Consider the following 25,833-nt stretch of genomic DNA (forward strand, 5'->3'; position numbering starts at 1 on the left):
ATCTTGGTCCAAGCATGACGGTACTGCGATATCATGAAAGATTTTCCAGAAACCCTTTTGAACGGCTACAAGAACTTCATGAGCGGTCGCTATGTCGACGAACGCGAAAGATACCGTGTTCTGGCCGATACAGGACAGAAACCGCAAACCCTGTTCATTGCCTGTTGCGACTCCCGTTCGGCGCCGGAAACGATTTTCGACTGCGGACCGGGAGAACTTTTCGTCATGCGAAACGTCGCCAACATGGTGCCGCCCTACGAGCCGGACGGTCAGTACCATGCCACCTCGGCCGCCATCGAATATGCCGTGCAGGTTCTGAAGGTGAAGGACATCGTGGTCATGGGCCACGGCCGCTGCGGCGGCATTCAGGCGGCACTCGACCCAAACCTTGAACCCCTGTCGCCGGGAGATTTCATCGGCAAATGGATGAACATGGTCAAGTCGGCGGCCGAGCAGATTCAGAGCAACGATATCATGACCGCCTCCGAGCGCCAGACGGCGCTGGAACGTGTTTCCATCCGCAACTCCATCGCCAACCTGCGCGCCTTCCCCTTCGTCAAGGCGCAGGAAGTCGCCGGCAAGGTAAAGCTGCATGGCGCCTGGTTCGATATCTCGACCGGCGAATTGTGGGTGATGGACAGCAAAACGGGCGACTTTCGCCGCCCGGATCTGTGATTGAGGCAGGAGATTGTCGCTAAAGCGTCTCTCCGTCATCCTTGGGCTTGTCCCAAGGATCTAAGCACAGCAACAAAATCAATACGTCGCAGATCCTCGGGACAGGCCCGAGGATGACGTAGCGTGCGTGGTGGGCCTGTCAAACCCACTCAGACCCAAGACCCTATTGGCCGTCGATCGCCTTGCCGATGAAGGCGATGGCCTGCTGATAGACGCTTGCGGCGTTCCAGCCCTGGATGGCCGCGTAGTTTGCCTGCCCCTGCTGATAACCCGCACCGCGCTGCCAGCCATGGCCGACGAGGAAATTGGCCGTGGAGGCCAGCGCATCGGCGCGCGAGCCGACAAGGTCGATCCTGCCGTCACGGTCGAAATCCACGCCGTAGCGCACGACGTTCAAAGGCAGGAACTGCGTCTGGCCGATTTCGCCATGGGCGGCGCCCTTGGCGTTGACGTTCAGCGAACCGCTGCCGACGAGCTTCAGGGCCGCATAAAGCTGCTCCGTGAAGTAATCCGAACGGCGGCAGTCGAAGGAGAGCGTCGCCACGGCAGAAAGCGTGTGCTGGTTGCCCATGAAGCCGCCAAAGCCGGTCTCCATGCCCCAGATGGCCAGAAGCGGGCCGGCCGGCACACCATAGGCCTTTTCGATCGAGGCGAAGAGAGAGGCGTTATTCTTCTTCATGGTCTTGCCGCGCGAGATGATCGTCTGGCCGCCACGCTTCTGCATGAACTGTTCAAAGGACAGCTTGAAGCTGTGCTGGCCGCGATCGGCGCTGATGGTGGCCCGGTTGTAGGAAACACCCGAAAAAGCGCGATCGAGCACCGAGGCGCTGACGCCGCGGCCCGCCGCTTCCTGCTTGAACGCTCCGACCCAGGCCTCGAACCCTGCCGAAGTGTTGCCGCATTGCGCAGCCATAACCGGCGTCGCTACCAAAACCGAGACCATGGCCACACCAGCCAGGATTGTCTTCATTGCCCGCATCAAAATCTGCCTTCGATATCCTTTGGGGAATTCATCCCGAGAACAAAAACGTCACCGCTGTATGAATTCAGGTGCCAAACTGCCTCTTTGACGGCCCAAACTGCCTTTCGGCAGCAAGGCCTGCAAATAAACTGGCCGTGATCGTCGCCAATCAGGAAACCCGCCTGCCCCACACAGAACAGACGGGTTATACTTAACGAACCTTAAAAAATCGTATCAGGCAGCCGCCTTGCGGGGCTTGATAAGACCACGGTTGACCAGAAGTTCGGCGATCTGGATGGCATTGAGGGCGGCACCCTTGCGCAGATTGTCCGAAACGATCCAGATGTTAAGGCCGTTTTCGACGGTCGCATCCTCGCGGATACGCGAAATATAGGTCGCATCTTCACCGGCGGATTCAACCGGGGTGATGTAACCGCCATCCTCGCGCTTGTCGATGACGAGGCAACCCGGCGCTTCGCGCAGGATGTCACGCGCCTGATCGGCGGTGATCTCGTTTTCGAACTCGATATTGACCGATTCCGAATGGCCGATGAAGACCGGAACGCGCACGGCCGTGCAGGTTACCTTGATCTTCGGATCGAGCATCTTCTTGGTTTCGGCCAGAACCTTCCACTCTTCCTTCGTATATCCGTCTTCCATGAAGACATCGATATGCGGGATGACGTTGAAGGCGATGCGCTTGGTGAACTTCTTCGTTTCGACCGGATCGGCCACGAAGACGGCGCGGGTCTGCTGGAACAGTTCGTCCATGCCTTCCTTACCGGCGCCGGAAACCGACTGGTAGGTAGAGACGACGATACGCTTGATCTTGGCGAAATCATGCAGCGGCTTCAGCGCGACGACGAGCTGGGCCGTGGAGCAATTCGGGTTGGCGATGATGTTCCTGCGGGTAAAGCCCACGATCGCATCGGCATTGACTTCCGGAACGATCAGCGGAACGTCCTGATCGTAACGCCAGGCGGAGGAGTTGTCGATGACGACGCAGCCCTGCTGGCCGATCTTCGGCGACCACTTCTTGGAAACCTCGCCGCCGGCCGACATCAGGCAAATATCCGTGTCGGAAAAATCGTAATTTTCGAGGTTGGCAACCTTCAGCGTGCGGTCGCCGTAGGAGACTTCCGTACCCTGCGAGCGGGAGGAAGCAAGCGGCACGACTTCATCTGCGGGGAAACCGCGTTCGGCCAGAATATTGAGCATTTCGCGACCGACGTTGCCGGTGGCGCCTGCAATTGCAACTTTGAAACCCATGATCAAGCTCTCTTTCTGTCTCTCCTCTTTTGGGTGAGGTGGGGAACCCGCATCGCATTGCGGCTTCCTCGATCCCCAGCCAAACCGGGGAGAGAGCGGTGGCCAGAGACGTCAGACGGTTTTAATCGTCGTTTTGGCCGTAATTCGGATGGAATAAGAAAGGCGCGGATCATCGCCGGCGGATTGTGCCGGTCCTTCCATGACAATCATGTCTGCAACATGCCTGCGCAAGGTGATGCTCCTTCTTCGCGAGAAGCTATTAGAAGGTTTGGTGTTCCTGTCAAGGAAAAAGGCGGGATCGGACCCACCACGCGCATGCCGGCAAACGCCGCCTCGCGACATTTTTGCACGTTATACATTAGACTAAAGTCATAATCCGAAAGCATCGCTCTTATTGGGGTTAATTTTCTGTCACTCTGACACCATGCGCATTGCACCCTCATAGGGGAGTCCGGAGGAGAGACAGGGCTCTGCAGTGCGTTCATTTGACATCTGTGGAGGACAGACAATGGCAAACGTAGCAGCCGTAAGCGGCGCCGCCCGTCCCATGACGGGTGAAGAGAAGAAGGTGATTTTCGCCTCTTCTCTCGGAACAGTCTTCGAATGGTACGATTTTTATCTGTACGGCTCGCTCGCGATCTATATCGGCGCGAACTTCTTCAGCCAATATCCCGAAACGACACGCAACATCTTCGCGCTTCTGGCATTTGCTGCGGGCTTCCTCGTGCGCCCCTTCGGCGCTCTGGTATTCGGCCGTCTGGGCGACATCGTCGGCCGTAAATACACCTTCCTGATCACCATTATCATCATGGGTATTTCGACCTTCCTCGTCGGCGTCCTGCCCGGCGCATCCCAGATCGGCATCGCGGCCCCCGTCATCCTCGTCATCCTGCGCATGCTGCAGGGTCTGGCGCTTGGCGGCGAATATGGCGGCGCTGCAACCTATGTAGCCGAACACGCGCCCAACGGTCGCAGAGGCTATTACACCTCGTGGATCCAGACGACGGCGACGCTCGGCCTGTTCCTGTCGCTGGTGGTCATTCTCGGCGTGCAGTTCGCGCTTGGCAAGGAAGCCTTCGCCGCCTGGGGCTGGCGCATTCCCTTCCTCGTTTCTGTTCTGCTGCTTGGCGTGTCGGTCTGGATTCGTCTGAAAATGAACGAATCCCCTGCCTTCAAGAAGATGAAGGAAGAGGGCAAGACGTCCAAAGCCCCGCTCAGCGAAGCTTTCGGCCAGTGGAAAAACGCAAAGATCGCCCTGCTCGCCCTCGTCGGCGCCGTTATCGGTCAGGCCGTCGTCTGGTATACGGGCCAGTTCTATGCGCTGTTCTTCCTGCAAAGCATTCTGAAGGTGGACGGCCAGTCGGCCAACATCATGGTCGCGGTGGCCCTCATCCTCGGCACGGGCTTCTTCGTGTTCTTCGGCTGGCTTTCCGACAAGATCGGCCGCAAGCCGATCATCATGGCCGGTCTCGTTCTGGCGATGCTGACCTACTTCCCGCTGTTCAAGGCGCTCACATGGGCGGGCAACCCGGCACTCGCGCAGGCGCAATCCACCGTTCGCGCCACCGTGACCGCCGCTCCGGGCGACTGCAAATTCCAGTTCAACCCGACAGGCACGGCGAAATTCACCACATCCTGCGATATCGCCACCTCGTTCCTGACGCGCAACTCCGTCCCCTATGACGTCGTTGCGGGAACGGCCGGCGAACCGGCGAGCGTCAAGATCGGCGACGCCACCATTGCCAGCTACGACGCCATCGCAGCCGGTGCGGATGCGTCGGCGAAGGACAGGGCCTTCCAGAAGCAGATCAACATCGCGCTGCACGACGGCGGTTACCCGCTGGTGCGCAGTGCAGCACAGGTGCCGGACGCCAAGCTGGACGCCTTCATTGCCGCCAACCCGGAACTCAACCTCAATGCGGAAGCCGTTCGCGCCACCGACAAGAAGATGGTGGCGACCGACAAGCTGGTGGCGGACAAGCTGCTGACGCCGGCCGAGACCGCAGGAGCCGCGGAAATGGCCGTCTACAGCATTGCCGGTGGCGGCGCCTTCACCATGGTCGCCGATCCGGCTGCCGTGAACTGGATTGCCATCATCGCCGTCCTGACCGTCCTCGTGATCTATGTGACGATGGTCTACGGCCCGATCGCCGCCCTGCTGGTCGAACTGTTCCCGACCCGCATCCGCTACTCCGGCATGTCGCTGCCCTACCATATCGGTAACGGCTGGTTCGGCGGCCTTCTGCCAGCCACCGCTTTTGCGATGAGCGCGGCGAAGGGCGATATCTACTACGGCCTCTGGTATCCGATCGTTTTCGCAGGCATCACGCTGGTCATCGGCCTGCTGTTCCTGCCGGAAACCAAGGATCGCGACATCCACACCATGGAATGATCGACCCAGCTTTCAAAAATACAGCCCGGCGCCAACGCGCCGGGTTTTTTTGTTGCCGCCGTACCGCCAGTGCCCGAACTGGCCTTTCCGCGCTGGTCATTCCGCCGCAGGTAGAAAAACATCAAAAACGGGACAAAAACGTCCGAAATAGGCTATGAGGCCTATCGTGCGGAAAAAGGGAGAGGCATTTTGAGAATCGGGACGCCCAAGGAACTTTATGATGGCGAGGCGCGCGTCGGCATGACGCCCGACAGCGCGCAAGGCCTGCAGAAACTCGGATATGATTGCATCCTCGAGACAGGTGCTGGCAAGGCGGCGGGATTTTCCGACGACGCCTATCGCGCAGCGGGTGTGACGATCGTCGATAACGCCGATGCGCTTTACGCCGACGCCGACATCATCGCCAAGGTTCGTCCGCCGGAAACGTCGGAGATTGATCGCCTGTCTTCGGACAAGACGCTGATCTCGTTCTTCTACCCCGCCCAGAACAAGGACCTTCTGGAGCAGGCGAAGGAAAAGGGCGCAAATGTCATCGCCATGGACATGGTGCCGCGCATTTCCCGCGCCCAGAAGATGGATGCGCTGTCCTCCATGGCCAACATCGCCGGTTATCGCGCCGTCATCGAGGCGGGCAATAATTTCGGCCGCTTCTTCACCGGTCAGGTAACCGCCGCCGGCAAGGTGCCGCCCGCCAGGGTTCTGGTGATCGGCGCAGGCGTCGCCGGTCTTGCCGCCATCGGCACGGCCACCTCGCTCGGCGCAATCACCTATGCCTTCGACGTTCGCCCGGAAGTGGCCGAACAGATCGAATCCATGGGCGCTGAATTCGTCTATCTCGATTTCGCCGACCAGAGCCAGGACGGCGCGGCCACCGGCGGTTATGCCGCCCCCTCCTCGCCGGAATTCCGCGAAAAGCAGCTCGAGAAATTCCGCGAGCTGGCACCGCAGATCGATATCGTCATCACCACGGCGCTCATTCCCGGCCGCGACGCGCCGAAATTGTGGCTCGCCGACATGGTGGCGGCAATGAAGCCGGGTTCGGTCATCATCGACCTCGCGGCTGAGCGCGGCGGCAATTGCGACCTGACGGTTCCCGACAGCCGTGTCGTTTCCGACAATGGCGTCATCGTCATCGGCTATACGGATTTCCCGAGCCGCATGGCGACGCAGGCCTCGACGCTCTATTCCACCAACATCCGTCACATGATGACCGACCTGACGCCCGCAAAGGACGGCAAGCCGGTTCACAACATGGAAGACGACGTCATCCGCGGCGCGACCGTCACCTATCAGGGCGAGGTCACTTTTCCGCCGCCGCCCCCGAAAATCAAGGCGATCGCCGCGCAGAAGCCCAAGGAAAAAGTAAAAGAGCTTACGCCCGAGGAAAAGCACGCCAAGGAGCGGGCCGAGTTCAAGGCGCAGACGAAAAACCAGGTCGGCCTGCTCGCCATCGGCACTGCGGTCCTGCTTCTCGTCGGCCTTTATGCGCCGGCTAGCTTCATGAGCCACTTCATTGTGTTCGTGCTGGCCTGCTTCATCGGTTTCCAGGTCATCTGGAACGTCAGCCACTCGCTGCACACGCCGCTGATGGCGGTGACGAATGCCATTTCCGGCATCGTCATCATCGGCGCGCTTTTGCAGATCGGTTCCGGCAACTGGCTGGTGGTGATCCTCGCCTCGCTTTCCGTCCTGATCGCGACCATCAATATCGTCGGCGGTTTCCTCGTGACACGGCGCATGCTCGCCATGTTCCAGAAATCCTGAGCCGTGTAGGGGACACTCAATGACCATTGGTATCGTTTCCGCGGCCTATGTTGCCGCAGCCGTTCTCTTCATCCTTTCCCTCGGCGGCCTTTCCGGACAGGAAAGCGCCAAACGCGCTGTCTGGTACGGCATAACAGGCATGGGCCTGGCCGTTGTCGCCACCGTTTTCGGCCCTGAGATCAGCAAGGGCGTCGGGCAGTGGCTCGTCGTGCTTCTGATGCTGGCGGGTGGCGCCGTTCTCGGCTACTTCGTCGCAAGCCGCGTGCAGATGACCGAGATGCCGCAGCTGGTTGCCGCACTTCACTCCTTCGTCGGTCTTGCCGCCGTCTTCATCGGCTTCAACGCCCATATCGAGGAAGCGCATGTCGCCTCGCTCGATGAGACGGCGCGTTCGCTGCTAACCGGCTTTTCCGCCATCCTCGCCCACAAGACGCCGGTGGAACTGGCGATCATGAAGGTCGAGGTTTTCCTCGGCGTCTTCATCGGGGCCGTCACCTTCACCGGTTCCGTCGTCGCCTTCGGCAAGCTCGCCGGCAAGGTGGACGGCAAGGCGAAGAAACTGCCGGGCGGACATGTGCTCAATGCAAGCGCCGCGATCCTGTCGCTCGTCCTGCTCATTATGTATTGCAACGGTGCCGGCGCATGGACGCTGGTGCTGATGACGCTGGCCGCCTTCTTCATCGGCTATCACCTGATCATGGGCATCGGCGGCGCCGACATGCCCGTCGTCGTCTCGATGCTGAACAGCTATTCCGGCTGGGCCGCCGCCGCGATCGGCTTCACGCTCGGCAACGATCTGCTGATCGTCACCGGCGCACTGGTCGGCTCCTCGGGTGCGATCCTGTCCTACATCATGTGCAAGGCGATGAACCGCTCCTTCGTCTCCGTCATCCTCGGCGGCTTTGGCGGCACGACGGGTCCGGCAATGGAAATCGAGGGCGAGCAGGTGGCGATCGATGCCGAAGGTGTCGCAGCAGCGCTGAACGACGCCGACAGCATCGTCATCGTGCCCGGTTACGGCATGGCGGTGGCGCAGGCTCAAAGTGCGGTTTCCGAACTGACCCGCAAGCTGCGCGCCGACGGCAAGACCGTGCGTTTCGCCATCCATCCGGTGGCCGGCCGCCTTCCCGGCCACATGAACGTGTTGCTCGCCGAGGCCAAGGTGCCTTACGACATCGTGCTGGAAATGGACGAGATCAACGACGATTTCCCAAGCACCGACGTCGTCATCGTCATCGGCTCCAACGACATCGTCAACCCGGCGGCCCAGGACGATCCGAACTCGCCCATCGCTGGCATGCCGGTTCTGGAAGTGTGGAAATCAAAGCTGGTCATCGTCTCCAAGCGCGGTCAGGGAACCGGCTATTCCGGCATCGAAAACCCGCTGTTCTACAAGGACAATACCCGCATGTTCTATGGTGACGCCAAGAAGTCGATCAACGAGCTTCTGCCGTTCATCAAGTAACAAAAAGGGCGTTTCCGGAGACCGGAAACGCCCTTCTTTGCTGACGAAATACACCAATTTCTCTTCGGTCATGCCGGACTAGATCCGGCATCCAGCCATGGCGCGTCTGCGTCGTGAGAGGAGTCCAGCACGATCAAAGCACCCGGTAGCGCCGGTTGAAATACATCAGCGCTTCTTCGCCCTCGTTGATCCGCATGTCGACGACATCGCAGATCAGAATATCGTGTGTGCCGCCATTATGCGCCTCGCGGATGCGGCAGTCGAAGGAGACCAGCGCGTCCTCCAGAACCGGAGCGCCGGTTTGGAGAACGTCCCAGCTGCCGGCAGCAAAACGTTCCTCCGCCGGTGTCTTGCCGCCGAACAGGGTGCTCAGCACCTCATGTTTCGAGGCAAGCGTGTTGACGCAGATGACGCCGTTTTCCTTCACCACCTTGTAGGCGGAAGAATTGCGATTGAGGCAGACGAGCAAGGTGGGCGGATTATCGGAAACGCTGCAAACCGCCGTCGCTGCAAACCCCGCCCTGCCGGCCGCACCGTCCGTGGTGACGATGTTGACCGCAGCACCCAGCCGCGCCATGGCGTTTCTATAGTCGAGGCTGCGCTGCTCAGCAGTCTTCGTCTCCATTTCCGCTTCCTTTTTTAGAGACATCATCTGCATCTAAACCATCCTTCCTTAACAGGCCCTCAAGCCAGAACACAGGCGTCTTCGAATGTGAGGCGCGGCAGGCGGCCGAAAAGCTTCGACGGATCGCCGTAACCGAGATTGATCAGGAAGTTGGATTTCCACGTCGTACCCGCAAAAAACGCCGCATCCACCTTGCCCTTGTCGAAACCGGACATGGCCCCGGTATCCAGCCCCAGAGCGCGAGCCGCAAGGATCAGATAACCCGCCTGCAAGGTCGCATTGCGGAAGGCCGTTTCCTCGGCCACCGCGGGGCTGGACGTGAACCACGAACGCGCATCCGCATGGGGAAACAGGGCCGGCAGCTTTTCATAAAATTCGCTGTCGATGGCGGCGATGACAGTGACGGGCGCCGCCATGGTCTTTTCGAGATTGCCCGAAGAAAGCGCTGGCCTCAACTTTTCCTTGGCCTCCGGGCTGCGCACGAACACGAAGCGCGCCGGCGAGCAATTGGCCGAGGTCGGCCCCATCTTCGTCAGGTCGTAAAGTGCTGTCAGCGTCTCGTCGCCGACCGGCTTGTCCGTCCAGCCATTGTGGGTGCGGGCCTCGGTGAAAAGTGTTGCCAGTGCCTTAGTGTCCAGGGGGGCAGCGTCGTCCAGTGCTCTCGTCATTTTACTCTAAAATCCCGTCAGAATGTTTGTGTTGCCGGTAGCAGAAACTGCAAAAGCCGCGCGTTGAAAAGGTCAGACTCGGTGATATTGACCGCATGCGCTCCAAAATCGAGGAGGCAAAGCTCGCTTTGCGGCAAACCCTCCGCAAGACGCAGCGACCGCGTATAGGGCACCAGGAGATCGTCCTTGGTTGCCACCACCAGAAGCGGATTGCCGATCTCGCCGAGACGGGCGTCGACATCGAAGGCCCTGAGCGCCGCGATGCGCCGAAGCACATTCTCCCTGCCCTGAAAATGCGCGACGCCATGCGCATCATCGCGCGCCAGGCGGTCCTGATTTTCCGACATCCATGCCGCCGGATAAAGAAACAGCGGCTGGGCTTTCACGAAAGCCTCAACACCGGATTTCTCCAGAAGCTCGATCCGCACGTCAAAGCAGCGTCCGGAATGCGGATCGGCCTTGCTCCAGGCGTTGATAAGAACAAGCCTGTCGATAAGGCCGGGCTGGCGAAGCGCGATATCGAGACCGATCAGACCGCCGAGCGCATGACCCATGAAGTGAAACTTTTCGAGGTTCAGCGCCGAGACCATCTCCAGCACATCGTCCGCCATCGCCGATATGCCGCCATCCGCCGGCACCTCGCCGCCCGTCCGGCCGGTTCCGCGATGGTCGTAGGTGACAATCCGGAAATGACTGGAAAGGGCCTCGATCTGCGGCGTCCAATAGGCGCCGGATCCACCCAATCCCGATGAGAGCAGGATGGTGGGCGCCTCGGGATCTGCCCGGCCATGAACCTCGAAATGCATCATCTTGCCGTTTCGCCCCTATTTGCCGATATGGGCGACGGTGGCGATTTCCACCAGTGCATCAGGCTTTACGAGACCGCACTGGATGCAATAACGCGCCGGCTTGTCACCGGGGAAATATTCGGCATAGACCGTATTGACCGCCTGATAATTCGCCCAGTCGGTGATGAAGATGTGGTTCATCGTCACATCCTCCATCGTGCCACCGGCGGTCTCGATGACCGACTTGATGGTCTCCAGAACATGGCGTGTCTGGGCGCTGGCATCGCCCACATGCACGACATTATTGTCCTTGTCGAAGGGCAGCGTGCCGGAAACATAAACCACGCCATCGGCAAGGGTTCCCGGCGAAAAGGGAGCGATGGGCTTGCTGGTGCCGGCAGGCACGATGATCTTTTTCGGCATTTCGTTCTCCTCTTTGTGGTTCTCAATCAATCGGCAACGGGTGCGGCCTGCGAAATCACGCCGCAGAAATCATTGACGGTGGCGACCCAGCCGAAAAATTTCTCGACATTGTAGACCGTCGCCTGCTGAATAAAGTCTGGACCCAGATGATGCGTGGCATCCTCCAGCATCACCCCGAAATATTCGAGATGGAAGGCGTCGCGCAGCGAGCTTTCCACACAGACATTGGTGGCGATGCCGACGAACACCAGATTGCGGATGCCGCGGGCGCGCAGGACGCTGTCCATATTGGTGTTGAAGAAACCGCTGTAACGCGTCTTCGGCACCAGAATATCGCCGGGCTGCGGCTGCAACTCGTCAACGATGGCATAATCCCACGTCCCCTTGGCCAGCAGCTGACCCTGCAATTCCGGCCTTTTGCGCATCGTCTTCAGCGCATTGGACTTGTGCCAGTTGGGCGAACCCGGCCCACCCGCCTCGACATAATCCTTGTCCCAGCCGTTCTGGAAATAGATGACCTGAACACCTGCCGCCCGCGCCGCATCCAGCGTCTTCTTGATATTGGCGATAGTGCCCTTGGCCCCGGAAATATCGAACCCGGCAAGGTCGACATAACCGCCCTCGGTCGAATAGGCGTTCTGCATATCGACCACGACAACGGCGGTCTCGCTGGGTTTCAGGGTAATCGGCTCCGGCCTTGCGGGAAGTGTGACACTTTCCGAACGGCTTTCCGGCCCCTTGTAACCCGCCACGACGGCTTCACTCATTCCGCTGCCTCCAGTTCGGCCAGCACATGCTGGCGGCTCTTCATCAGCGGCTGCACATATTTGCCGAATTTTTCGACGCCCTCGAGGAAATCGTCAAAGGTCAGCATCACGCCGCCCGTTCCCGGCACTTCGCTCATTTCATCCAGCATCGCCGCCACCTCCTCATAGGAGCCGATCAGCGTTCCCATGTTGATGTTGACCGCCGAGACAGGGTTGGACATGTGCCGGACATTGGTGTCGGAGCCGGATTTGGTGTCGACAGAACTCTGCAGGCCGAGCCACTTGATCGCCTCCTCATCCGCACCCGCCTTGTAATGCTCCCACTTCGCCCAGGCATCCTCGGATTTTTCCTCCGCAAGGATCATGGTCAGCACGACGGATTTAACCTCGCGGCCGGACTTTTCCGTCGCCGCCAGAAGTCGCTCATTGGTGGGCGCGAAGGCCTTGGGCGTGTTGACGCCGACGCCGAAGCAGAAGCTGTAATCGGCGAACTTGGCCGAAAACGCCATGCCGGAATTGGAGGAACCGGCGCAGATGAGTTTCACGTCACCCTGCGGCACCGGCTTCATGCGGCAATCATCCATCTGGAAGAACTTGCCCTTGAAGTCCGACTGCCCTTCCGTCAGCAGCTCTTTCAGAACGGAGGTGTATTCGCCGAGATATTCGTAGCGGTCACCGAAATAATCGTCGCCCGGCCAAAGCCCCATCTGGCTATATTCGGGACGCTGCCAGCCGGTGATAAGATTGATACCGAAACGTCCGCCGGAAATGGAATCGATCGTCGTCGCCATACGCGCAACGATGGCCGGCGGCATGACCAGCGTGGCGGCGGTGCCGAACAGCTTGATCTTGGAGGTGACGGCCGCAAGGCCCGCCATCAGTGTGAAGGATTCCAGATTATAGTCCCAGAACTCGGTCTTGCCGCCGAAGCCGCGCAGCTTGATCATCGACAGCGCGAAGTCGAAACCGTATTTCTCCGCCTTCAGCGTGATTTCCTTGTTCAGGTCGAAGCTTGGCTTGTATTGCGGCGCATTCTCGGAAATGAGCCAGCCATTGTTCCCGATCGGTATAAAAACACCAACTTCCATCTTGCTGTTCCCTTTTTTGGCATCAGGCGTTTTCCTGATTTGAAGAAAGAGTAGCAGGTTCCGTGCCAGACGAAAAAAAATAATTTTATCAAATGGATAATTTTTCGGAGCTGGATTTCTTTTTACCAAAAGATAAAAATTTTATCATTTGGTAAAAATATATGCCTGTTTATTCGGCAAATATCGAACGCAACATGCGGGAATTGAGCGGCTCTCACAACGGCTGTAGAGCGTCGCACGACATCCGAAAACCTCTCCTCCGTCATGCCGGACTAGATCCGGCATCCAGCCACGGCGCGTCTGCGCCGTGAATAGAGTCTCACGCGATCAAGGACTTGATCGCACTAGACCTCGGATCGGGCTGCGGGGTGACGACGTGAGATGCTACGACTCAGTCAAATACGCACGCGCGACGAGGCATTTCTGCGTTATGAGGACAACCATCGCAAAGCTATGCCAAAACCTCAGACGAGGCGTTGCTGCGCGTAAGCATGCACGGCCCGGAATGCAGCCTCGGCGCCGGCGACAACCCGTTCTTCCTCTTCGACCGTGAGCGCGATTTCATCGAGCGCGGCCGTGAAGGTGCGCCAATGCAGGCCACGTCCTTCCGGAGCGCCGGCCAGATGGCGCGCACCGAATTCTTCGGTGAGGCCAAGTTTGGCCGCATCTTTCAGAAGGAAAGCCGCGCCGAGATTGGAGCCTTCGACCACGTAAAGCCAGCCCATGGCCTCCGGCAGATCGAACGGTGTTTCGCCGGTAAAGCGCGGCTCGTCGGTTTCGGGAATTGCGTGACCGAGATCGGCAAGGTCCTGCTCGATCATGGAGAGACGCCGACGGCCCTTGAGATCGGGCAGCAGGCCATCAAGCGTTGCATTGGAGAAGAAGGCGTCGAGGTCGCGATGGAAAAGATATTGCGCTTCCACGAACTTGCCGAAGTTCTCCCGGCTCTCGAACGGCTTGGCGGCCATGATGAAAGTATCGAGATCGCCATGCGCGCCGCGCGTCGCAGCCCTCAGGCGCTTCACTCGGCTCTGCTCGATCTCTTCCACAGGCGCTGACGGCTCCACAACGGTCATGACACTTCCCTTTATCCCACAATCAGATTGCCTGATAAAAATCTTTACTAAAATAGTCAAATTTTATTTTTGGATTTTTCCGGTACGCCACGGAAAAATGGCATCCATGTAAACCGCCGCAAACACTCAATGCTCCACCCGACCCAACGCAGCTCCTCAAGCAGCCTCCGGAACCAATTCTCCGCCATTCCCGCCTCCTGCACAATCATCTTGCAATTACCTCTTTACAACTAACATGTCAGAGCGCTATCAATCTGCAGTCACCTTGGAGGAGCATCTTAATTGACCCAGAAATTCGGCCTTTCGGCAGCCCTGACGACCCCTTTCAAAACTGACGGAACCGTCGATATCGATGCCATGATCGCGCATGCCCGCCGTTGCCTTAAAAATGGCTGCGACAGCGTGACACTCTTCGGCACCACCGGCGAAGGATGCTCCGTCGGCAGCCGCGAACGGCAGGTCATTCTCTCCCGCTTCATCGAGGCAGGCATTGAGCCATCCCGTCTGGTCACCGGCGTTCTCGTGGATTCCATCGAGGACGCGGCCGACCAATCGGCTGAGGCGTTGAGCGCGGGCGCCCGCAATATTCTTCTCGCCCCGCCCTCCTATTTCAAGAATGTCAGCGACGACGGCCTGTTTGCCTGGTTCTCGGCCGTTTTCGAAAAGATCGGCAAGGGCGCGCGTGACGTCCTCGTCTACAACATCCCTTCCGTGACCATGGTGACGCTGTCGGTCGAGCTGGTGGGACGGCTGAGACAAGCATTTCCGGGCGTCGTCACCGGCGTGAAGGACTCCTCCGGCAATTGGGGCCATACCGAGCGCCTGCTGAAAGAGCATGGCGATCTCGTCATCCTGATCGGTGATGAGCGCGATCTGGCCAAGGGCGTTCGCCTCGGCGGCCAGGGCGCCATCTCGGGCGTTGCCAATTTCCTGACGCAGGAAGTCCGCGCCATGGCCGTTGACGGCAAGGACGACAGCCGCATCGTCGATCTTGTTGTGGAACTTCTGAAATTTCCGGTTACGCCCGCCGTCAAGGTGCTGGTATCACACACGACAGGGGAAAATATCTGGTCCGACGTGCGCGCGCCGCTCGTCGCCATTTCAGCCGAAGACCGGCGGCGGATCGAAGGCGCATTCGACGCGCTGTTTCGTAAACAGGCCGCCTGAACAGACCTTGAAAGGTTGAGCATGGACGATACCGGCGAACAGACATTGCGGGAACGGGCGTATGAAAGCTTTACGCACCACCTTCTCTCGCGCGACGTTCGCCCGGGGCAATTCATCTCGCAACGCCGCCTCGTGGAATTGACGGGTCTGCCATTAGGCGCGATCCGGGAGGCAATTCCGAGGCTGGAGGCGGAAGGTCTTATCAAGACCGTGCCGCAGCGGGGATTGCAGGTCGCCCATATCGACATCAACCTCATCCGCGAAGCGTTCCAGTTCCGTATCTTTCTCGAAAAGGAGGCCGTGGCGCTCTTTACCCGTTCAGCCTCGGACGAGACCATCGCCAGGCTGTTGAAGCAGCACCGCGATATTGCCGAAGCGGCTGAAATCGGCGGTGAATCGCCGGAACTGGACCAGCACGCACAGCAGGTGGACTGGGGCATGCACGACGCCTTCATCGATAGTCTCGGCAATTCGATCATCTCGAACGCCTACAGGGTCAATTCCATCAAGATGCGCCTCATCAATCAGGAGCGCTTTCGCATCGCTGGTCACGTCAAATCGGTGATGAAGGAACATCTCGCCATTCTCGAAGCTATCGAGAGGCGATCCGTCGAAGACGCCGTGGAGCGGCTGACCGCCCACATCCGCAATGCAAGGGACAGGGCGCTGGCGGTATAGGGCAATTCCGGCAGGGACGCAGAGGGTCCTGCGTCGGAATTGCGTGAAAATAAGCAACAAGCCGGGGTGAGGAGATTTCCGGCTAACTGGAGGAGAACTGACATGAAGCATTCATTGCTCAACCCCACACGTCGCGCCTTTCTGGCAGGCACGGCAGCGATCGGTGGCAGCGCGGCGCTCGGCATTCGCCCGGCATCGGCGGCGGTGAACTGGAAGAAACACGCCGGCACCACGCTTGAAGTCAATCTGGTCAAAAGCCCGCGCAGCGAAACGCTGATCAAGTATCTCGGCGAATTCGAAGAACTGACCGGCATCAAGGTCAATGCCGAAGCAACGCCTGAGCAGCAGCAGCGCCAGAAGGTGGTGATCGAGCTTTCCTCCGGCAAGCCGAGCTTCGATGTGGTGCATCTGAGCTACCATGTTCAGAAACGCCAGTTCGAAAAGGGCAAGTGGCTGGCCGATATCAGCGGCTTCCTGAAGGATCCGTCGCTGACCGATCCGTCCCTCGTCGAGAAGGACTTTGCCGAAGCCGGCATGCTGTTTGCCAAGGATAGCGACGGCGTGCTGCGTTCGCTGCCCTTCTCGGTGGATTACTGGATCGTCTACTGGAACAAGGAACTCTTCGAAGCGAAGGGCCTGAAATACCCTGAGACCTTCGAGGAACTGGCAACGGCGGCGGAGAAGATCACCGACCCCTCCACCAACACCTACGGTTTCGTCGCGCGTGGCCTGAAGAACGCCAATACCCCGGTCTGGACATCGCTGATGCTGGGTTACGGCGCAAAGCCGATCGGCGCGGACGGAAAGATCGCCAGCGAGTCCAAGGAAGCGGTCGAGGCCGCGAAACTCTATCAGCGCCTGATGACCAAAGCCGCACCTCCCGGCGTCTCCGGCTTCAACTGGGCGGAAGCACAGTCTGCCTTCCTACAGGGTAAGATCGGCATGTGGTTCGATGGCGTCGGTTTCGCTCCACCGATCGAGAACCCGGAAAAATCCCGCGTGGTCGGCAAGGTCGGTTACGGCGTCATGCCAAAGGGTCCGGCAGCACAGGCCGCAGGCACCTTCGGCGATGGTCTTGGCGTCGTCGAAGCCAGCAGCAAGAAGGAAGCAGCCTACCTCTTCTGCCAATGGGCGATCTCGCACGACATGGGCGCGCGCCTCTTGCAGGCGGGTGCAGGCGTTCCGTTCCGCCAGTCCATCCTCGAAGACCAGAAGGTGCGTGAAGGCGTGAAGATGCCGGCCGCCTGGCTGGATGCGGTTGTCGGTTCCGGCAAGGTCTCGCAGCTTGCCCTCCCCGTCATCATTCCGGTCACGGAATTCCGCGACATCTACGGCGTCGGCCTCACCAACATGATCGGCGGGGCGGACCCGGCGGCGGAACTTAAAAAGGCGACGGAACAGTTCGCACCCGTTCTGGCGCGTAGCGAGGGATAATGGCCTCTGTGAGCATCGAAAACACCAAAACAGGCGTCAGTCGTAGAGAAGGGAGCAGGCCGGCAAGGCTTGCTCCCAACTACTGGCCCTTTGTCATCCCGGCACTTGTCGTCATCTCGGCGGTTATCGTTTTTCCGTGGGTATTCACCCTGTGGATGAGCGTGCATCGCTGGACGCTCGGACAGGAGCAGAGCTTTATCGGTTTCGATAACTATATAAGGCTCGCAAGCGACATGAGGTTCTGGGAGTCGCTCTGGCACACGCTCATCTACACCGTGCTGTCGGTCGTCGCCCCGCTGTTCCTAGGAACCTTGGCGGCACTGGTTTTCGATGCGCAATTTCCGCTGCGCGGTTTTCTGCGCGGCGTCTTCGTGATGCCGATGATGGCGACCCCGGTCGCCATCGCACTCGTCTGGACCATGATGTTCCATCCGCAGCTCGGCGTCCTGAACTATCTCCTGTCCTTGATCGGCATCGGCCCGCTGGAATGGATCTACAACCAGTCCACCGTCATTCCCTCGCTGGTGCTGGTGGAAACGTGGCAATGGACGCCGCTTGTCATGCTGATCGTGCTCGGCGGCCTCGCCGCCGTGCCGCGCGAACCCTATGAGAGCGCCGAAATAGACGGCGCCAACGCCTGGCAGAAGTTTCGTTACCTCACCATGCCGATGATCGCGCCGTTCCTGATGATCGCCGTCATCATCCGCTCCATCGATGCCGTCAAAAGCTTCGACATCATCTATGCGATGACTCAAGGCGGACCCGGCACGGCCTCGGAAACGATCAACATCTACCTCTACAATACGGCGTTTTCCTATTACGACATCGGTTACGGCTCGGCCATGGCCGTCGTCTTCTTCATCATCATCGTGGCGCTGTCCTTTGTGCTTTTGATGGTGCGCCAGCGCGCGCAGTGGAACGAGATGGAGGATCGCTGATGGCTCGCCAATTGCTCAAACGTAAAAACCTCGACCGCATCGGCCTGTTCTTTGTGGCGCTGGTGATGATTTCGCCTGTTATCCTGTTCTTCATCTGGATGATCTCGCTGTCGCTGAAATACGAAATCGACAATGGCGCCTATCCGCCGATCCTGATCCCCGAACGTTTCGCCTGGTCGAATTATGTGAAGGTGTTCGAGGAAAACAATTTCTTCCTCTATTTCTGGAACTCGGTGCTCGTCACCGGGGCAGCCACCATTCTGGCGCTTGTCATCGGCGTGCCCGCCGGTTACGGCATCGCCCGGCTGAAGGCGGAAAAATCGGCGGTCGTCATCATGATCGCCCGCATGACACCCGGCCTCTCCTTCCTCATCCCGCTGTTCCTGCTGTTCCAATGGCTGAACCTCTTGGGCACGCTCTGGCCGCAGATCATCATCCATCTGGTGGTGACGGTTCCGATCGTCGTCTGGATCATGATCGGTTATTTCGAGACCACGCCGAAGGAGCTGGAAGAGGCAGCAAGCATCGATGGCGCATCCTCCTGGCAGGTGTTCCGGCTGGTGGCGCTGCCGATTGCCAAGCCCGGCATCGTTGTCTCCTTCATTCTGGCGGTGATCTTCTCGTGGAACAACTTCGTGTTCGGCATCGTGCTGGCCAGCCGTGAAACGCGCACCCTGCCGGTCGCGGTCTACAACATGTTGTCCTTCGAACAGGTCAGCTGGGGACCGCTTGCCGCAGCCGCGCTGATCGTGACGCTGCCGGTGCTGCTGCTCACCATGTTCGCACAGAAACAGATCGTGGCGGGCCTGACCGCTGGCGCCGTCAAGGGCGGCTGATCTCTCAAATTATAACGGGAACCAAAAACATGGCACCGGTCAATATTCTAAACGTCCAGAAGCGCTTCGGCGCAGTCAACATCATCCACGGCATCGATATCGATATCAAGGATGGCGAATTCGTCGTGCTGGTCGGCCCGTCCGGCTGCGGCAAATCCACCCTGCTGCGCATGATTGCAGGCCTGGAAGAAGTGAGCGACGGCGAAATCCACATCGGCGCACGCGAGGTCAGCAACCTGCCCGCCCGCGACCGCGATATCGCCATGGTCTTCCAGAACTACGCCCTTTATCCGCACATGACGGTGAAGGACAATATGGGCTTCGCGCTGAAGCTGAAGAAGGTGAGCGCGGGCGAGACCAAGGCCAAGGTCGATAAGGCCGCCGCCATTCTGGGTCTCGACAAGCTGCTCGATCGTTATCCGCGCCAGCTTTCCGGCGGTCAGCGCCAGCGTGTCGCCATGGGCCGCGCACTGGTGCGCGATCCGCAGGTCTTCCTGTTCGATGAGCCCCTTTCCAATCTCGACGCCAAGCTGCGTGTGCAGATGCGCGGCGAGATCAAGGCCATGCATCAGCGCATCGGCACCACCACCATCTATGTCACCCACGACCAGGTGGAAGCCATGACCATGGCCGACAAGATCGTGGTGCTGCATGACGGCGTGATCGAACAGATCGGCGCACCGCTGGAGCTCTACGACCGCCCGGCCAACCTGTTCGTCGCCGGTTTCATCGGTTCGCCCGCCATGAACTTCATTCGTGGACGCGTCGAAGAAGGCGTGTTCCGCACCGTGAAGGGCTTAAGCCTTCCCTTGCCCGCCAATACCGATCTTTCCGCACTGGGTGGCCGTGACCTCGTTTACGGCGTACGCCCGGAACATATCCGCGCGGCAAGCGGCGGTATCGAAGGCCGGGTCGAACTGGTCGAAGGCACCGGCTCGGAAATCTACGCCAAGCTGAACTGCAAGGGCGACGAGATCGCCTGCCTGTTCCGCGAGCGGCTGGATGTGCGGTTCGGCGATACGATCCATATCGCCATCGACCCGGAAATGGTGCATCTCTTCGACAAGGAAAGCGGCAAGCGTATCTGAGATGCATTTCCAGTAAGAGCATGAAGAAGGGTGACGGGCATGGACAGCCAACACGAGAGCCGCAAACATGTGCTGTGCGTGGGTGCAGCCGTGCTCGACACCCTGTTTCGCGTCCATGACATGCCAAAGGGCGAAGGCAAGCTCCTGCCCTATGAGATGTTGCAGATCGCCGAAGGCATGGCATCCAGCGCAGCCTATGCGGTGCATCGCATGGGCGGCCGCGCCAGCCTTTGGGGTGCGGTGGGCGACGACGAGACCGGCACCCGCATCCTGCGCGATCTTGCCGAAAGCGGTATAGACGTTGCCGGCGTGACGGTAGCCCCCGGCGCGCGCTCCGCACTGTCCACGATCATTATCGATGATCGCGGCGAACGGCTGATCATACCTTTCTATGATCACAGGCTGCATGAAAAGAAGCGCTCCTGCACGCCAGCAGACCTCGCCCCTTTCGACGCCGTTCTGGTGGATGTGCGCTGGCCGGAACTGGCGCTCGATGTTCTTGATGTGGCGCGTGCGCTCGGCAAACACGCCATTCTCGACGGCGACGTCGCGCCGGTCGAAATCCTCGAAAAACTCGCACCCGCAGCAACTCACATCGTTTTTTCAGAACCCGCCGCCGCGCGGCTGACGGGACTTGAAACGGTACAAGACATGCTGCCGGTGCTGCATGCCCGCTATCCGCAGACCTTCATCGCCGTCACCGCCGGACCGGCGGGCTGCTACTGGACGGAGGCGGGCGATCCGACTGTCCATTTTCAGGAAACGATGCAGGTCGAGGCGGTAGATACGCTCGCGGCAGGCGATATTTTCCACGGCACATTCGCGCTTGCGATCGCCGAAGGCATGGAAAGCCGCGCGGCCATCCGGCTCTCCTCCGTTGCAGCTGCACTCAAATGCACCGTCTTCGGCGGCCGCATCGGCGCGCCCTTGAGAAGCGAGACCGAAGACGCGATGCGGCAATGGCTGGAAGACCGGGACGGACCGGCGTTACGCGCCTCCTGAGCACATACATTGTCCGCATAAAACTATTCCATTTTTGCGATGCCGTTTCGCGGCGAACTAGGCTAACGTTCGGATAGGCAAAGCTTTTCGCAAGCCGCGCTCGCCCCTGATATCAGCCCGAATTCCGCAAAAGTGACCGACCCGATGCATGAGACGACCCGCCCGCGACTGCGCGATATCGGCTTGCCCCCCGGCCATTTCGAGACCGGCCCGCTCAACGCCATTACCGATGTCGAAGGCGTGCGCGTCGGCCATTCAACGGTAATCGAAGGCGATACGATCCGCACCGGCGCGACCGCGATCTTGGCCCATGGCGGCAACATCTTTCAGGACAAGGTGCCCGCGGGTTTTGCGGTCTATAACGGCTTCGGCAAATTTGCCGGCTCAACCCAGATCGAGGAACTGGGCGAACTTGAAACGCCTGTTATCCTCACCAACACACTCGCGACCGGCAGGGCAATCGAGGCGATCAACCGTCATACGCTGTCGCAGTCAGGCAATGAGAAAGTGGTGTCCATCAACGCGGTCGTCGGAGAGACCAACGATTCCCGCCTCAATGATATCCGCGCCGGGCGCCCCACTGTCGATGAAATCTCCGCCGCGCTGAAAAACGCAACCACAGGCCCGGTGACCGAGGGTGGCGTTGGCGCTGGAACCGGCACCGTGGCCTTCGGCATGAAGGGCGGTATCGGAACCGCATCGCGCGTCGTCCCAATTTTCGGAGAAACCTATACGCTCGGCGTTCTGGTGCAGTCCAATTACGGCGGCCACCTCCTCGTCTGCGGCAAGCCTTATGTAAGCCCGGAGCACAAGGACAAGGACGGCTCGATCGTCATCATCATCGCAACCGACGCGCCACTGTCGTCACGCAATCTGAAACGTCTGGCGGCCAGAAGCTTCGGCGGCCTCTCACGCACCGGTGCGGCACTCAGCAACGGTTCCGGCGATTATGCGCTGGCATTTTCAACCAATGAACGGCTTCGCAAAACACCCGCGCGCCGCAAGGCCGTGGCCGATTTCCCTGAACTTTCCAACGACGCGATTTCGCCGCTGTTCGAGGCCGCGATAGAGGCGACCGAAGAGGCGATCCTCAATTCGCTCTGCGCGGCAACGACGACAACCGGCTTCAATGCCACAGCCGCCAAGGTCTCCACGATCGAGGCCATTTCCATCGACACAATTAAAACCCTTCTTTCAGCCTGACCTTTCCAGACGGAGTTTTCATGACTAGCCAACCCGGTCGCATCGTTTACCTCAACGGCGAATTCCTGCCCGAGGCGGAAGCCCGCCTTTCCATCTTCGACCGCGGTTTCCTGTTCGGCGACGGCATCTATGAAGTCACCTCCGTTCTGGAAGGCAAGCTGATCGACAGCGACCTGCACATGGCGCGGCTGGAACGCAGCGCCCGCGAAATCGACGTGCCGTTGCCGGTCACAACCAAGGAAATCGTCGAGGCCGAACGCCGCCTGATCGCCGACAATAACCTTGTCGAAGGCATGATCTACCTGCAGCTGACGCGTGGCGCGGAAGATCGCAACTTCCTGTTTTCCGCCGATCTGAAGCCGACGCTTGTCATGTTCACCCAGGCCAAGAAGCTCATCGGCACCGCCGTGGAAGAGGCCGGCATCGCGGTCAAATCCGTTCCCGACCAGCGTTGGGCGCGCCGTGATATCAAAACCGTCTGTCTCCTGCCGCAGGTCATGGCAAAACGCATCGCCAAGGCCGAAGGCTGCGATGAAGCGTGGATGATCGAGGATGGGTTCGTCACCGAAGGCGCGTCCTCCACCGCCTATATCATCACCGGCGACAGGAAGATCATCACCCGCGGTAACAGCAACAAGACCCTGCCCGGTTGCACCCGCCTCGCCGCCCTGCAACTGGCCAAGGAAGCCGGTTTCACGCTGGAAGAACGGCCTTTCACGCTGGAAGAGGCGCTGAATGCCGATGAGGCCTGCCTGACCAGCGCCTCCAACTTCGTGGTTTCCGTCACGAAGATCGACGGCAAGCCGGTGGGCAATGGCAAGCCCGGCCCGATGGTAAGCCGCCTGCGTGCGCTTTATCTCGAAAACGCCCACCGCACCGCGATCTGACCAAGATCAATCTTCGAGAACCGCCCATATCCGCTCGACAACGGGACGGCGGTTCTCCTTCGAACGATAAAGCCGGATATCGACGGCAATATCGAAACTGTGACCGGCGGCGCGCACCAAAGCGCCGCTATCCAGCTCGTGCCGCATCAGGCTTTCCGGCACCCAGGCGACGCCCCAGCCCGCCATTGCCATGGCTTTCAGCCCCACCGACATGCTGCCTTCATGCACACGCTCGAATTTCGGCAGGCGCGCGCTCAGGAGATCGCGCAACAGCGGCCCGAAGAACGAGGATTTTTCGTAATCCAGACAGGCGAAGGGCTTTTTCGCGTTTTCCGTCAGGCTGTGCAAAGGTGCGCCATTCTCAGCCGGCGCGGAGACGGGGATGATGTTTTCCGCGCCGAGCACGCGGAATTCGAAGGTCTGCGCATCAAGCAGCATCGGCACTTCAGGGTGGGCATAGGTCAGAAGAAAATCGCTTTGCCCGTCCACCAGCGAATTGAGGTTTTCCTCCATGCTGCCGGAGTCGGGCCGCAACACGGAAAACAGCGGCCCCGCCGTCTCGTTTACCCGTTTCAGCCAGTCCGGAAAGAAGGTGAAGGACAGCGTGTGCAGCGCAGTCAACCGCACCGTTCTCGCATCCGCGCCGTCTTCCTGCAACAAAGTGCGCCGGGCATGATAAAGCTGTTTCAGCGTTTCCTGCGCCACCGGAACGAACTTGACGCCAGCCTCAGTCAGCCGGGAAGGATAGGAAGCGCGGTCGACCAGCGTCGCGCCCACCCAGGCTTCCAGCTGCTTGATCCTTCGGCTGAAAGCGGATTGCGTGACGTGCCGCTCCTCCGCCGCCTTCGAGAAATTGAGCGTTCCGGCCAGCGCCAGAAAATCCTCAAGCCATTTGACTTCCAAGGGCCTGCTCTCCCCACAAAGATATTGAACCGGCCTTCAGCTGGAACATGGGCCTTTATTAGGAGCAATAGGAGCTGATTGAAACCCTCTTAACGGCTTCTGGAATATTCGATCATCCGCGCACGGCTGGACACCAGCTCTATCCGGTTGTCGCCCAGCCGGTTCAGGCAGATGCGTTTTGTCCACGGCCCATCCGAGAGCGTGAACAGGAAACGGCCATTGCCAAGCGCCGTCAGCGGCATGGAGCGGCGCGTGGGGCCGATGCCCATGGTCAGCGACGAACCGGAAATCGTGAATTCCGCCCCTTCGGGAGAGCGCCACGACCCGGAAAGCTCATCGGGGATGGCATGGTCACCAACCGGCAGGAACCGACGAGCGGCATGGCCTGCCTCGCCGACGATCGCATCGCCCTCGAGCCTCAGACGCATCGGAGAGGATGCGGAGCGCGACGATACCCAGCCATCGGCATCTTCATAAAGCGTGTCGTCGCCATCGATGAAGGTGGAGGTACTGCCCCTGATCTCCAGCCACCATGGTCCGCTTTCGGTGACGTAGAGGCCTTCCGGAAGGCTAGTCGCAGGTTTGGGCAAGGGCAGGCCGGTCAGAGCGGCCATGCTTTCGAGCGCAATCTTGAAACCGTTGGTATCCTCGCTGTTGGACACCACGACGAAACCCGTGCCGTTTTCCGGATCGAGCAGGAAATAGGTCTTATATCCCGGATGTGAGCCGCCGTGGCCGACGAAACGCCTGTCGCCAAGGTGCGACCAGCGCAGGCCAAGGCCATATTCGCTCATCCGTCCATCTGCCAGGGTGCGCTCGGCGGAAAGTCCGTCCAGAACGCCCGCAAAGCTGCCTTCCCCACGCATCAAGCCCTGCAACCAGCGGGTAAGCGCTTCGGCACTGCCGGCAAGACTGCCCGACGCAGAAATATGGAGGCCGGCCGCCGAAAGCTGCCAGTTGCTTTCCGCCTTCCAGTAACCCGGCACCAATCCGTCAACCGGATCGTTCCAGACATCCGGCGCCTTGAGGAAAACGCCGAACGGACCGGCAATTTGTCCCTGCACGAAATCGTCAAAACGGAAGCCGTGGCGCTCCAGCGCCGCCTCCACCAGACGATAGCCGGTATTCGAATAGGAAACCTCGCTGCCGGCATCAAAGTTCAGCCGGGTCAGCCGCGACAGATAGTCGAGAAGCGGGCCGGCCTTCGTTTCGGTGTAGACGGACAGACCAAGCAGCGAGAGGCATTCGCGCGTGTCCGGCAAGCCGCCGCTCATATCCAGCGCCTGCCCGACCGTGACCTCACTCAGTGGTGATTGCAGCTCGGCCAAATGCTTGCCAAGCGGATCGTCAAGCCCGATCAGATCGGAATGGGCAAGCACCATGGCGCAGAAGGCGTGTTTGGTGACGGAGGCATAACGCACCACGCTTTTCGGCGTAAAGGGCGCAAAGGTTGAAAGACTTTCAACGCCGCCCGCATGGGCAAACCGGATGCCGCTGAGATCGAAACCGATAACCGCCCCGCCCGGCTCATTGCCCGCCCATTGCGAGACGAAGCTTTGGGCGAGCGTTGAAGCGGCGTTCCAGTCGAATTGCTGTGACATTGTTCGGTCTCGTATTTTTGTGGGTCTTTGCAGGAAGCCTCGGCATCGCGGCTCGTTTCTTCTCCCCGCCGGGGAGAAGGTGGCCCGAAGGGTCGGATGAGGGGGCGGGGTCAGAGGGTAAACTGAGAGCTTGCC

24 protein-coding genes are annotated in these 25,833 nt (G+C 59.6%); 13 read left to right on the forward strand and 11 right to left on the reverse strand.

The window, feature by feature from the left end; all coding sequences use genetic code 11:
* Nucleotides 1-33 precede the first annotated feature (33 nt).
* Nucleotides 34-675 (forward strand): carbonic anhydrase, encoded by a 642-nt coding sequence (locus QSK43_RS22710; RefSeq protein WP_045023418.1) that lies wholly within the window; start codon nucleotides 34-36, stop codon nucleotides 673-675.
* A gap of 163 nt (nucleotides 676-838) precedes the next feature.
* Here the strand turns inward: QSK43_RS22710 and QSK43_RS22715 are convergent, their stop codons facing one another.
* Together QSK43_RS22715 and QSK43_RS22720 are read right to left on the reverse strand one after the other, a co-directional pair.
* Entirely contained in the window at nucleotides 839-1,654 is an 816-nt protein-coding gene (locus tag QSK43_RS22715) for a lytic murein transglycosylase (protein WP_045023416.1), read from the reverse strand.
* A 216-nt stretch (nucleotides 1,655-1,870) separates the two neighbouring features.
* Nucleotides 1,871-2,905, reverse strand: coding sequence for an aspartate-semialdehyde dehydrogenase (locus QSK43_RS22720; RefSeq protein ID WP_045023414.1), 1,035 nt, complete (start codon nucleotides 2,903-2,905; stop codon nucleotides 1,871-1,873).
* A 508-nt stretch (nucleotides 2,906-3,413) separates the two neighbouring features.
* On the opposite strand from QSK43_RS22720, the gene QSK43_RS22725 reads away from it, so the two are divergent.
* From QSK43_RS22725 to QSK43_RS22735, 3 genes are all read left to right on the forward strand, one after another.
* Nucleotides 3,414-5,297, forward strand: coding sequence for an MFS transporter (locus QSK43_RS22725; RefSeq protein ID WP_332305375.1), 1,884 nt, complete (start codon nucleotides 3,414-3,416; stop codon nucleotides 5,295-5,297).
* Nucleotides 5,298-5,486: 189 nt separating this feature from the next.
* On the forward strand, nucleotides 5,487-7,061 hold the full coding sequence (locus tag QSK43_RS22730) for a Re/Si-specific NAD(P)(+) transhydrogenase subunit alpha (RefSeq protein ID WP_332305376.1): 1,575 nt from the start codon (nucleotides 5,487-5,489) through the stop codon (nucleotides 7,059-7,061).
* 19 nt (nucleotides 7,062-7,080) lie between these two features.
* Nucleotides 7,081-8,526, forward strand: a complete 1,446-nt coding sequence (locus tag QSK43_RS22735; protein ID WP_045023406.1) for an NAD(P)(+) transhydrogenase (Re/Si-specific) subunit beta — start codon at nucleotides 7,081-7,083, stop codon at nucleotides 8,524-8,526.
* A 133-nt stretch (nucleotides 8,527-8,659) separates the two neighbouring features.
* On the opposite strand, the gene rutF is transcribed toward QSK43_RS22735, so the two are convergent.
* The 7 genes from rutF to QSK43_RS22770 all read right to left on the reverse strand — a co-directional run bounded on the left by rutF (nucleotide 8,660) and on the right by QSK43_RS22770 (nucleotide 13,961).
* Entirely contained in the window at nucleotides 8,660-9,184 is a 525-nt protein-coding gene (rutF, locus tag QSK43_RS22740) for an NADH-dependent FMN reductase RutF (RefSeq protein ID WP_332305377.1), read from the reverse strand.
* A 26-nt stretch (nucleotides 9,185-9,210) separates the two neighbouring features.
* Nucleotides 9,211-9,819 (reverse strand): malonic semialdehyde reductase, encoded by a 609-nt coding sequence (locus tag QSK43_RS22745; protein ID WP_045023402.1) that lies wholly within the window; start codon nucleotides 9,817-9,819, stop codon nucleotides 9,211-9,213.
* A gap of 17 nt (nucleotides 9,820-9,836) precedes the next feature.
* Nucleotides 9,837-10,628: a pyrimidine utilization protein D gene (gene rutD, locus QSK43_RS22750; RefSeq protein WP_332305378.1), complete on the reverse strand. Its 792-nt coding sequence runs from the start codon at nucleotides 10,626-10,628 to the stop codon at nucleotides 9,837-9,839.
* A 15-nt stretch (nucleotides 10,629-10,643) separates the two neighbouring features.
* Nucleotides 10,644-11,030: a pyrimidine utilization protein C gene (gene rutC / locus QSK43_RS22755; protein ID WP_045023399.1), complete on the reverse strand. Its 387-nt coding sequence runs from the start codon at nucleotides 11,028-11,030 to the stop codon at nucleotides 10,644-10,646.
* Nucleotides 11,031-11,056: 26 nt separating this feature from the next.
* Complete coding sequence (rutB, locus tag QSK43_RS22760; protein ID WP_045023398.1) at nucleotides 11,057-11,797, reverse strand: pyrimidine utilization protein B; 741 nt, start codon at nucleotides 11,795-11,797, stop codon at nucleotides 11,057-11,059.
* Entirely contained in the window at nucleotides 11,794-12,885 is a 1,092-nt protein-coding gene (gene rutA / locus QSK43_RS22765) for a pyrimidine utilization protein A (RefSeq protein WP_045023395.1), read from the reverse strand. Before rutA ends, rutB begins: the two co-directional genes overlap by 4 nt.
* A 464-nt stretch (nucleotides 12,886-13,349) precedes the next feature.
* On the reverse strand, nucleotides 13,350-13,961 hold the full coding sequence (locus QSK43_RS22770) for a biliverdin-producing heme oxygenase (protein ID WP_332305379.1): 612 nt from the start codon (nucleotides 13,959-13,961) through the stop codon (nucleotides 13,350-13,352).
* 282 nt (nucleotides 13,962-14,243) lie between these two features.
* Between QSK43_RS22770 and QSK43_RS22775 the strand changes: the two genes are divergently transcribed.
* The 9 genes from QSK43_RS22775 (at nucleotide 14,244) to QSK43_RS22815 (ending at nucleotide 23,194) form a co-directional block, all read left to right on the forward strand.
* Nucleotides 14,244-15,128: a dihydrodipicolinate synthase family protein gene (locus QSK43_RS22775; RefSeq protein WP_332305380.1), complete on the forward strand. Its 885-nt coding sequence runs from the start codon at nucleotides 14,244-14,246 to the stop codon at nucleotides 15,126-15,128.
* A gap of 21 nt (nucleotides 15,129-15,149) precedes the next feature.
* Entirely contained in the window at nucleotides 15,150-15,806 is a 657-nt protein-coding gene (locus QSK43_RS22780; protein WP_332305381.1) for a GntR family transcriptional regulator, read from the forward strand.
* Nucleotides 15,807-15,908: 102 nt separating this feature from the next.
* Nucleotides 15,909-17,240 carry an ABC transporter substrate-binding protein gene (locus QSK43_RS22785; RefSeq protein WP_332305382.1) on the forward strand — a complete coding sequence of 444 codons (1,332 nt, stop codon included), beginning with the start codon at nucleotides 15,909-15,911 and terminating at the stop codon, nucleotides 17,238-17,240.
* Nucleotides 17,240-18,178, forward strand: a complete 939-nt coding sequence (locus QSK43_RS22790) for a carbohydrate ABC transporter permease (RefSeq protein ID WP_045023386.1) — start codon at nucleotides 17,240-17,242, stop codon at nucleotides 18,176-18,178. The genes QSK43_RS22785 and QSK43_RS22790 overlap by 1 nt, the downstream gene beginning before the upstream one ends.
* Entirely contained in the window at nucleotides 18,178-19,014 is an 837-nt protein-coding gene (locus QSK43_RS22795; RefSeq protein WP_003504003.1) for a carbohydrate ABC transporter permease, read from the forward strand. Before QSK43_RS22790 ends, QSK43_RS22795 begins: the two co-directional genes overlap by 1 nt.
* Nucleotides 19,015-19,043: 29 nt before the next feature.
* Nucleotides 19,044-20,102, forward strand: coding sequence for an ABC transporter ATP-binding protein (locus tag QSK43_RS22800; protein WP_332305383.1), 1,059 nt, complete (start codon nucleotides 19,044-19,046; stop codon nucleotides 20,100-20,102).
* A 39-nt stretch (nucleotides 20,103-20,141) separates the two neighbouring features.
* Complete coding sequence (locus QSK43_RS22805) at nucleotides 20,142-21,104, forward strand: sugar kinase (RefSeq protein WP_332305384.1); 963 nt, start codon at nucleotides 20,142-20,144, stop codon at nucleotides 21,102-21,104.
* Nucleotides 21,105-21,248: 144 nt separating this feature from the next.
* Nucleotides 21,249-22,307 carry a P1 family peptidase gene (locus QSK43_RS22810; RefSeq protein ID WP_332305385.1) on the forward strand — a complete coding sequence of 353 codons (1,059 nt, stop codon included), beginning with the start codon at nucleotides 21,249-21,251 and terminating at the stop codon, nucleotides 22,305-22,307.
* A 20-nt stretch (nucleotides 22,308-22,327) separates the two neighbouring features.
* A complete protein-coding gene (locus QSK43_RS22815) occupies nucleotides 22,328-23,194 on the forward strand; it encodes a D-amino-acid transaminase (protein WP_332305386.1) in 867 nt (288 codons plus the stop codon).
* Between the two features lie 6 nt (nucleotides 23,195-23,200).
* On the opposite strand, the gene QSK43_RS22820 is transcribed toward QSK43_RS22815, so the two are convergent.
* Both QSK43_RS22820 and QSK43_RS22825 read right to left on the reverse strand, forming a co-directional pair.
* Nucleotides 23,201-24,097, reverse strand: coding sequence for a LysR substrate-binding domain-containing protein (locus QSK43_RS22820; RefSeq protein WP_332305387.1), 897 nt, complete (start codon nucleotides 24,095-24,097; stop codon nucleotides 23,201-23,203).
* Between the two features lie 89 nt (nucleotides 24,098-24,186).
* Entirely contained in the window at nucleotides 24,187-25,698 is a 1,512-nt protein-coding gene (locus QSK43_RS22825) for a serine hydrolase domain-containing protein (RefSeq protein WP_332305388.1), read from the reverse strand.
* Nucleotides 25,699-25,833: the final 135 nt, after the last annotated feature.

Origin of the sequence: Rhizobium sp. GR12 (assembly GCF_036596185.1) — a bacterium.
GTDB lineage: Bacteria > Pseudomonadota > Alphaproteobacteria > Rhizobiales > Rhizobiaceae > Agrobacterium > Agrobacterium nepotum.

Excerpts from the sequence above, each read along its gene's own strand:
- QSK43_RS22710 (WP_045023418.1), top strand. The coding sequence starts at position 34 with ATGAAAGATTTTCCAGAAACCCTTTTGAACGGCTACAAGAACTTCATG.
- QSK43_RS22715 (WP_045023416.1), bottom strand. The coding sequence starts at position 1,654 with ATGCGGGCAATGAAGACAATCCTGGCTGGTGTGGCCATGGTCTCGGTT.
- QSK43_RS22720 (WP_045023414.1), bottom strand. The coding sequence starts at position 2,905 with ATGGGTTTCAAAGTTGCAATTGCAGGCGCCACCGGCAACGTCGGTCGC.
- QSK43_RS22725 (WP_332305375.1), top strand. The coding sequence starts at position 3,414 with ATGGCAAACGTAGCAGCCGTAAGCGGCGCCGCCCGTCCCATGACGGGT.
- QSK43_RS22735 (WP_045023406.1), top strand. The coding sequence starts at position 7,081 with ATGACCATTGGTATCGTTTCCGCGGCCTATGTTGCCGCAGCCGTTCTC.
- rutF (WP_332305377.1), bottom strand. The coding sequence starts at position 9,184 with ATGCAGATGATGTCTCTAAAAAAGGAAGCGGAAATGGAGACGAAGACT.
- QSK43_RS22745 (WP_045023402.1), bottom strand. The coding sequence starts at position 9,819 with ATGACGAGAGCACTGGACGACGCTGCCCCCCTGGACACTAAGGCACTG.
- rutD (WP_332305378.1), bottom strand. The coding sequence starts at position 10,628 with ATGATGCATTTCGAGGTTCATGGCCGGGCAGATCCCGAGGCGCCCACC.
- rutC (WP_045023399.1), bottom strand. The coding sequence starts at position 11,030 with ATGCCGAAAAAGATCATCGTGCCTGCCGGCACCAGCAAGCCCATCGCT.
- rutB (WP_045023398.1), bottom strand. The coding sequence starts at position 11,797 with ATGAGTGAAGCCGTCGTGGCGGGTTACAAGGGGCCGGAAAGCCGTTCG.
- rutA (WP_045023395.1), bottom strand. The coding sequence starts at position 12,885 with ATGGAAGTTGGTGTTTTTATACCGATCGGGAACAATGGCTGGCTCATT.
- QSK43_RS22770 (WP_332305379.1), bottom strand. The coding sequence starts at position 13,961 with ATGACCGTTGTGGAGCCGTCAGCGCCTGTGGAAGAGATCGAGCAGAGC.
- QSK43_RS22780 (WP_332305381.1), top strand. The coding sequence starts at position 15,150 with ATGGACGATACCGGCGAACAGACATTGCGGGAACGGGCGTATGAAAGC.
- QSK43_RS22785 (WP_332305382.1), top strand. The coding sequence starts at position 15,909 with ATGAAGCATTCATTGCTCAACCCCACACGTCGCGCCTTTCTGGCAGGC.
- QSK43_RS22790 (WP_045023386.1), top strand. The coding sequence starts at position 17,240 with ATGGCCTCTGTGAGCATCGAAAACACCAAAACAGGCGTCAGTCGTAGA.
- QSK43_RS22795 (WP_003504003.1), top strand. The coding sequence starts at position 18,178 with ATGGCTCGCCAATTGCTCAAACGTAAAAACCTCGACCGCATCGGCCTG.
- QSK43_RS22800 (WP_332305383.1), top strand. The coding sequence starts at position 19,044 with ATGGCACCGGTCAATATTCTAAACGTCCAGAAGCGCTTCGGCGCAGTC.
- QSK43_RS22805 (WP_332305384.1), top strand. The coding sequence starts at position 20,142 with ATGGACAGCCAACACGAGAGCCGCAAACATGTGCTGTGCGTGGGTGCA.
- QSK43_RS22810 (WP_332305385.1), top strand. The coding sequence starts at position 21,249 with ATGCATGAGACGACCCGCCCGCGACTGCGCGATATCGGCTTGCCCCCC.
- QSK43_RS22815 (WP_332305386.1), top strand. The coding sequence starts at position 22,328 with ATGACTAGCCAACCCGGTCGCATCGTTTACCTCAACGGCGAATTCCTG.
- QSK43_RS22825 (WP_332305388.1), bottom strand. The coding sequence starts at position 25,698 with ATGTCACAGCAATTCGACTGGAACGCCGCTTCAACGCTCGCCCAAAGC.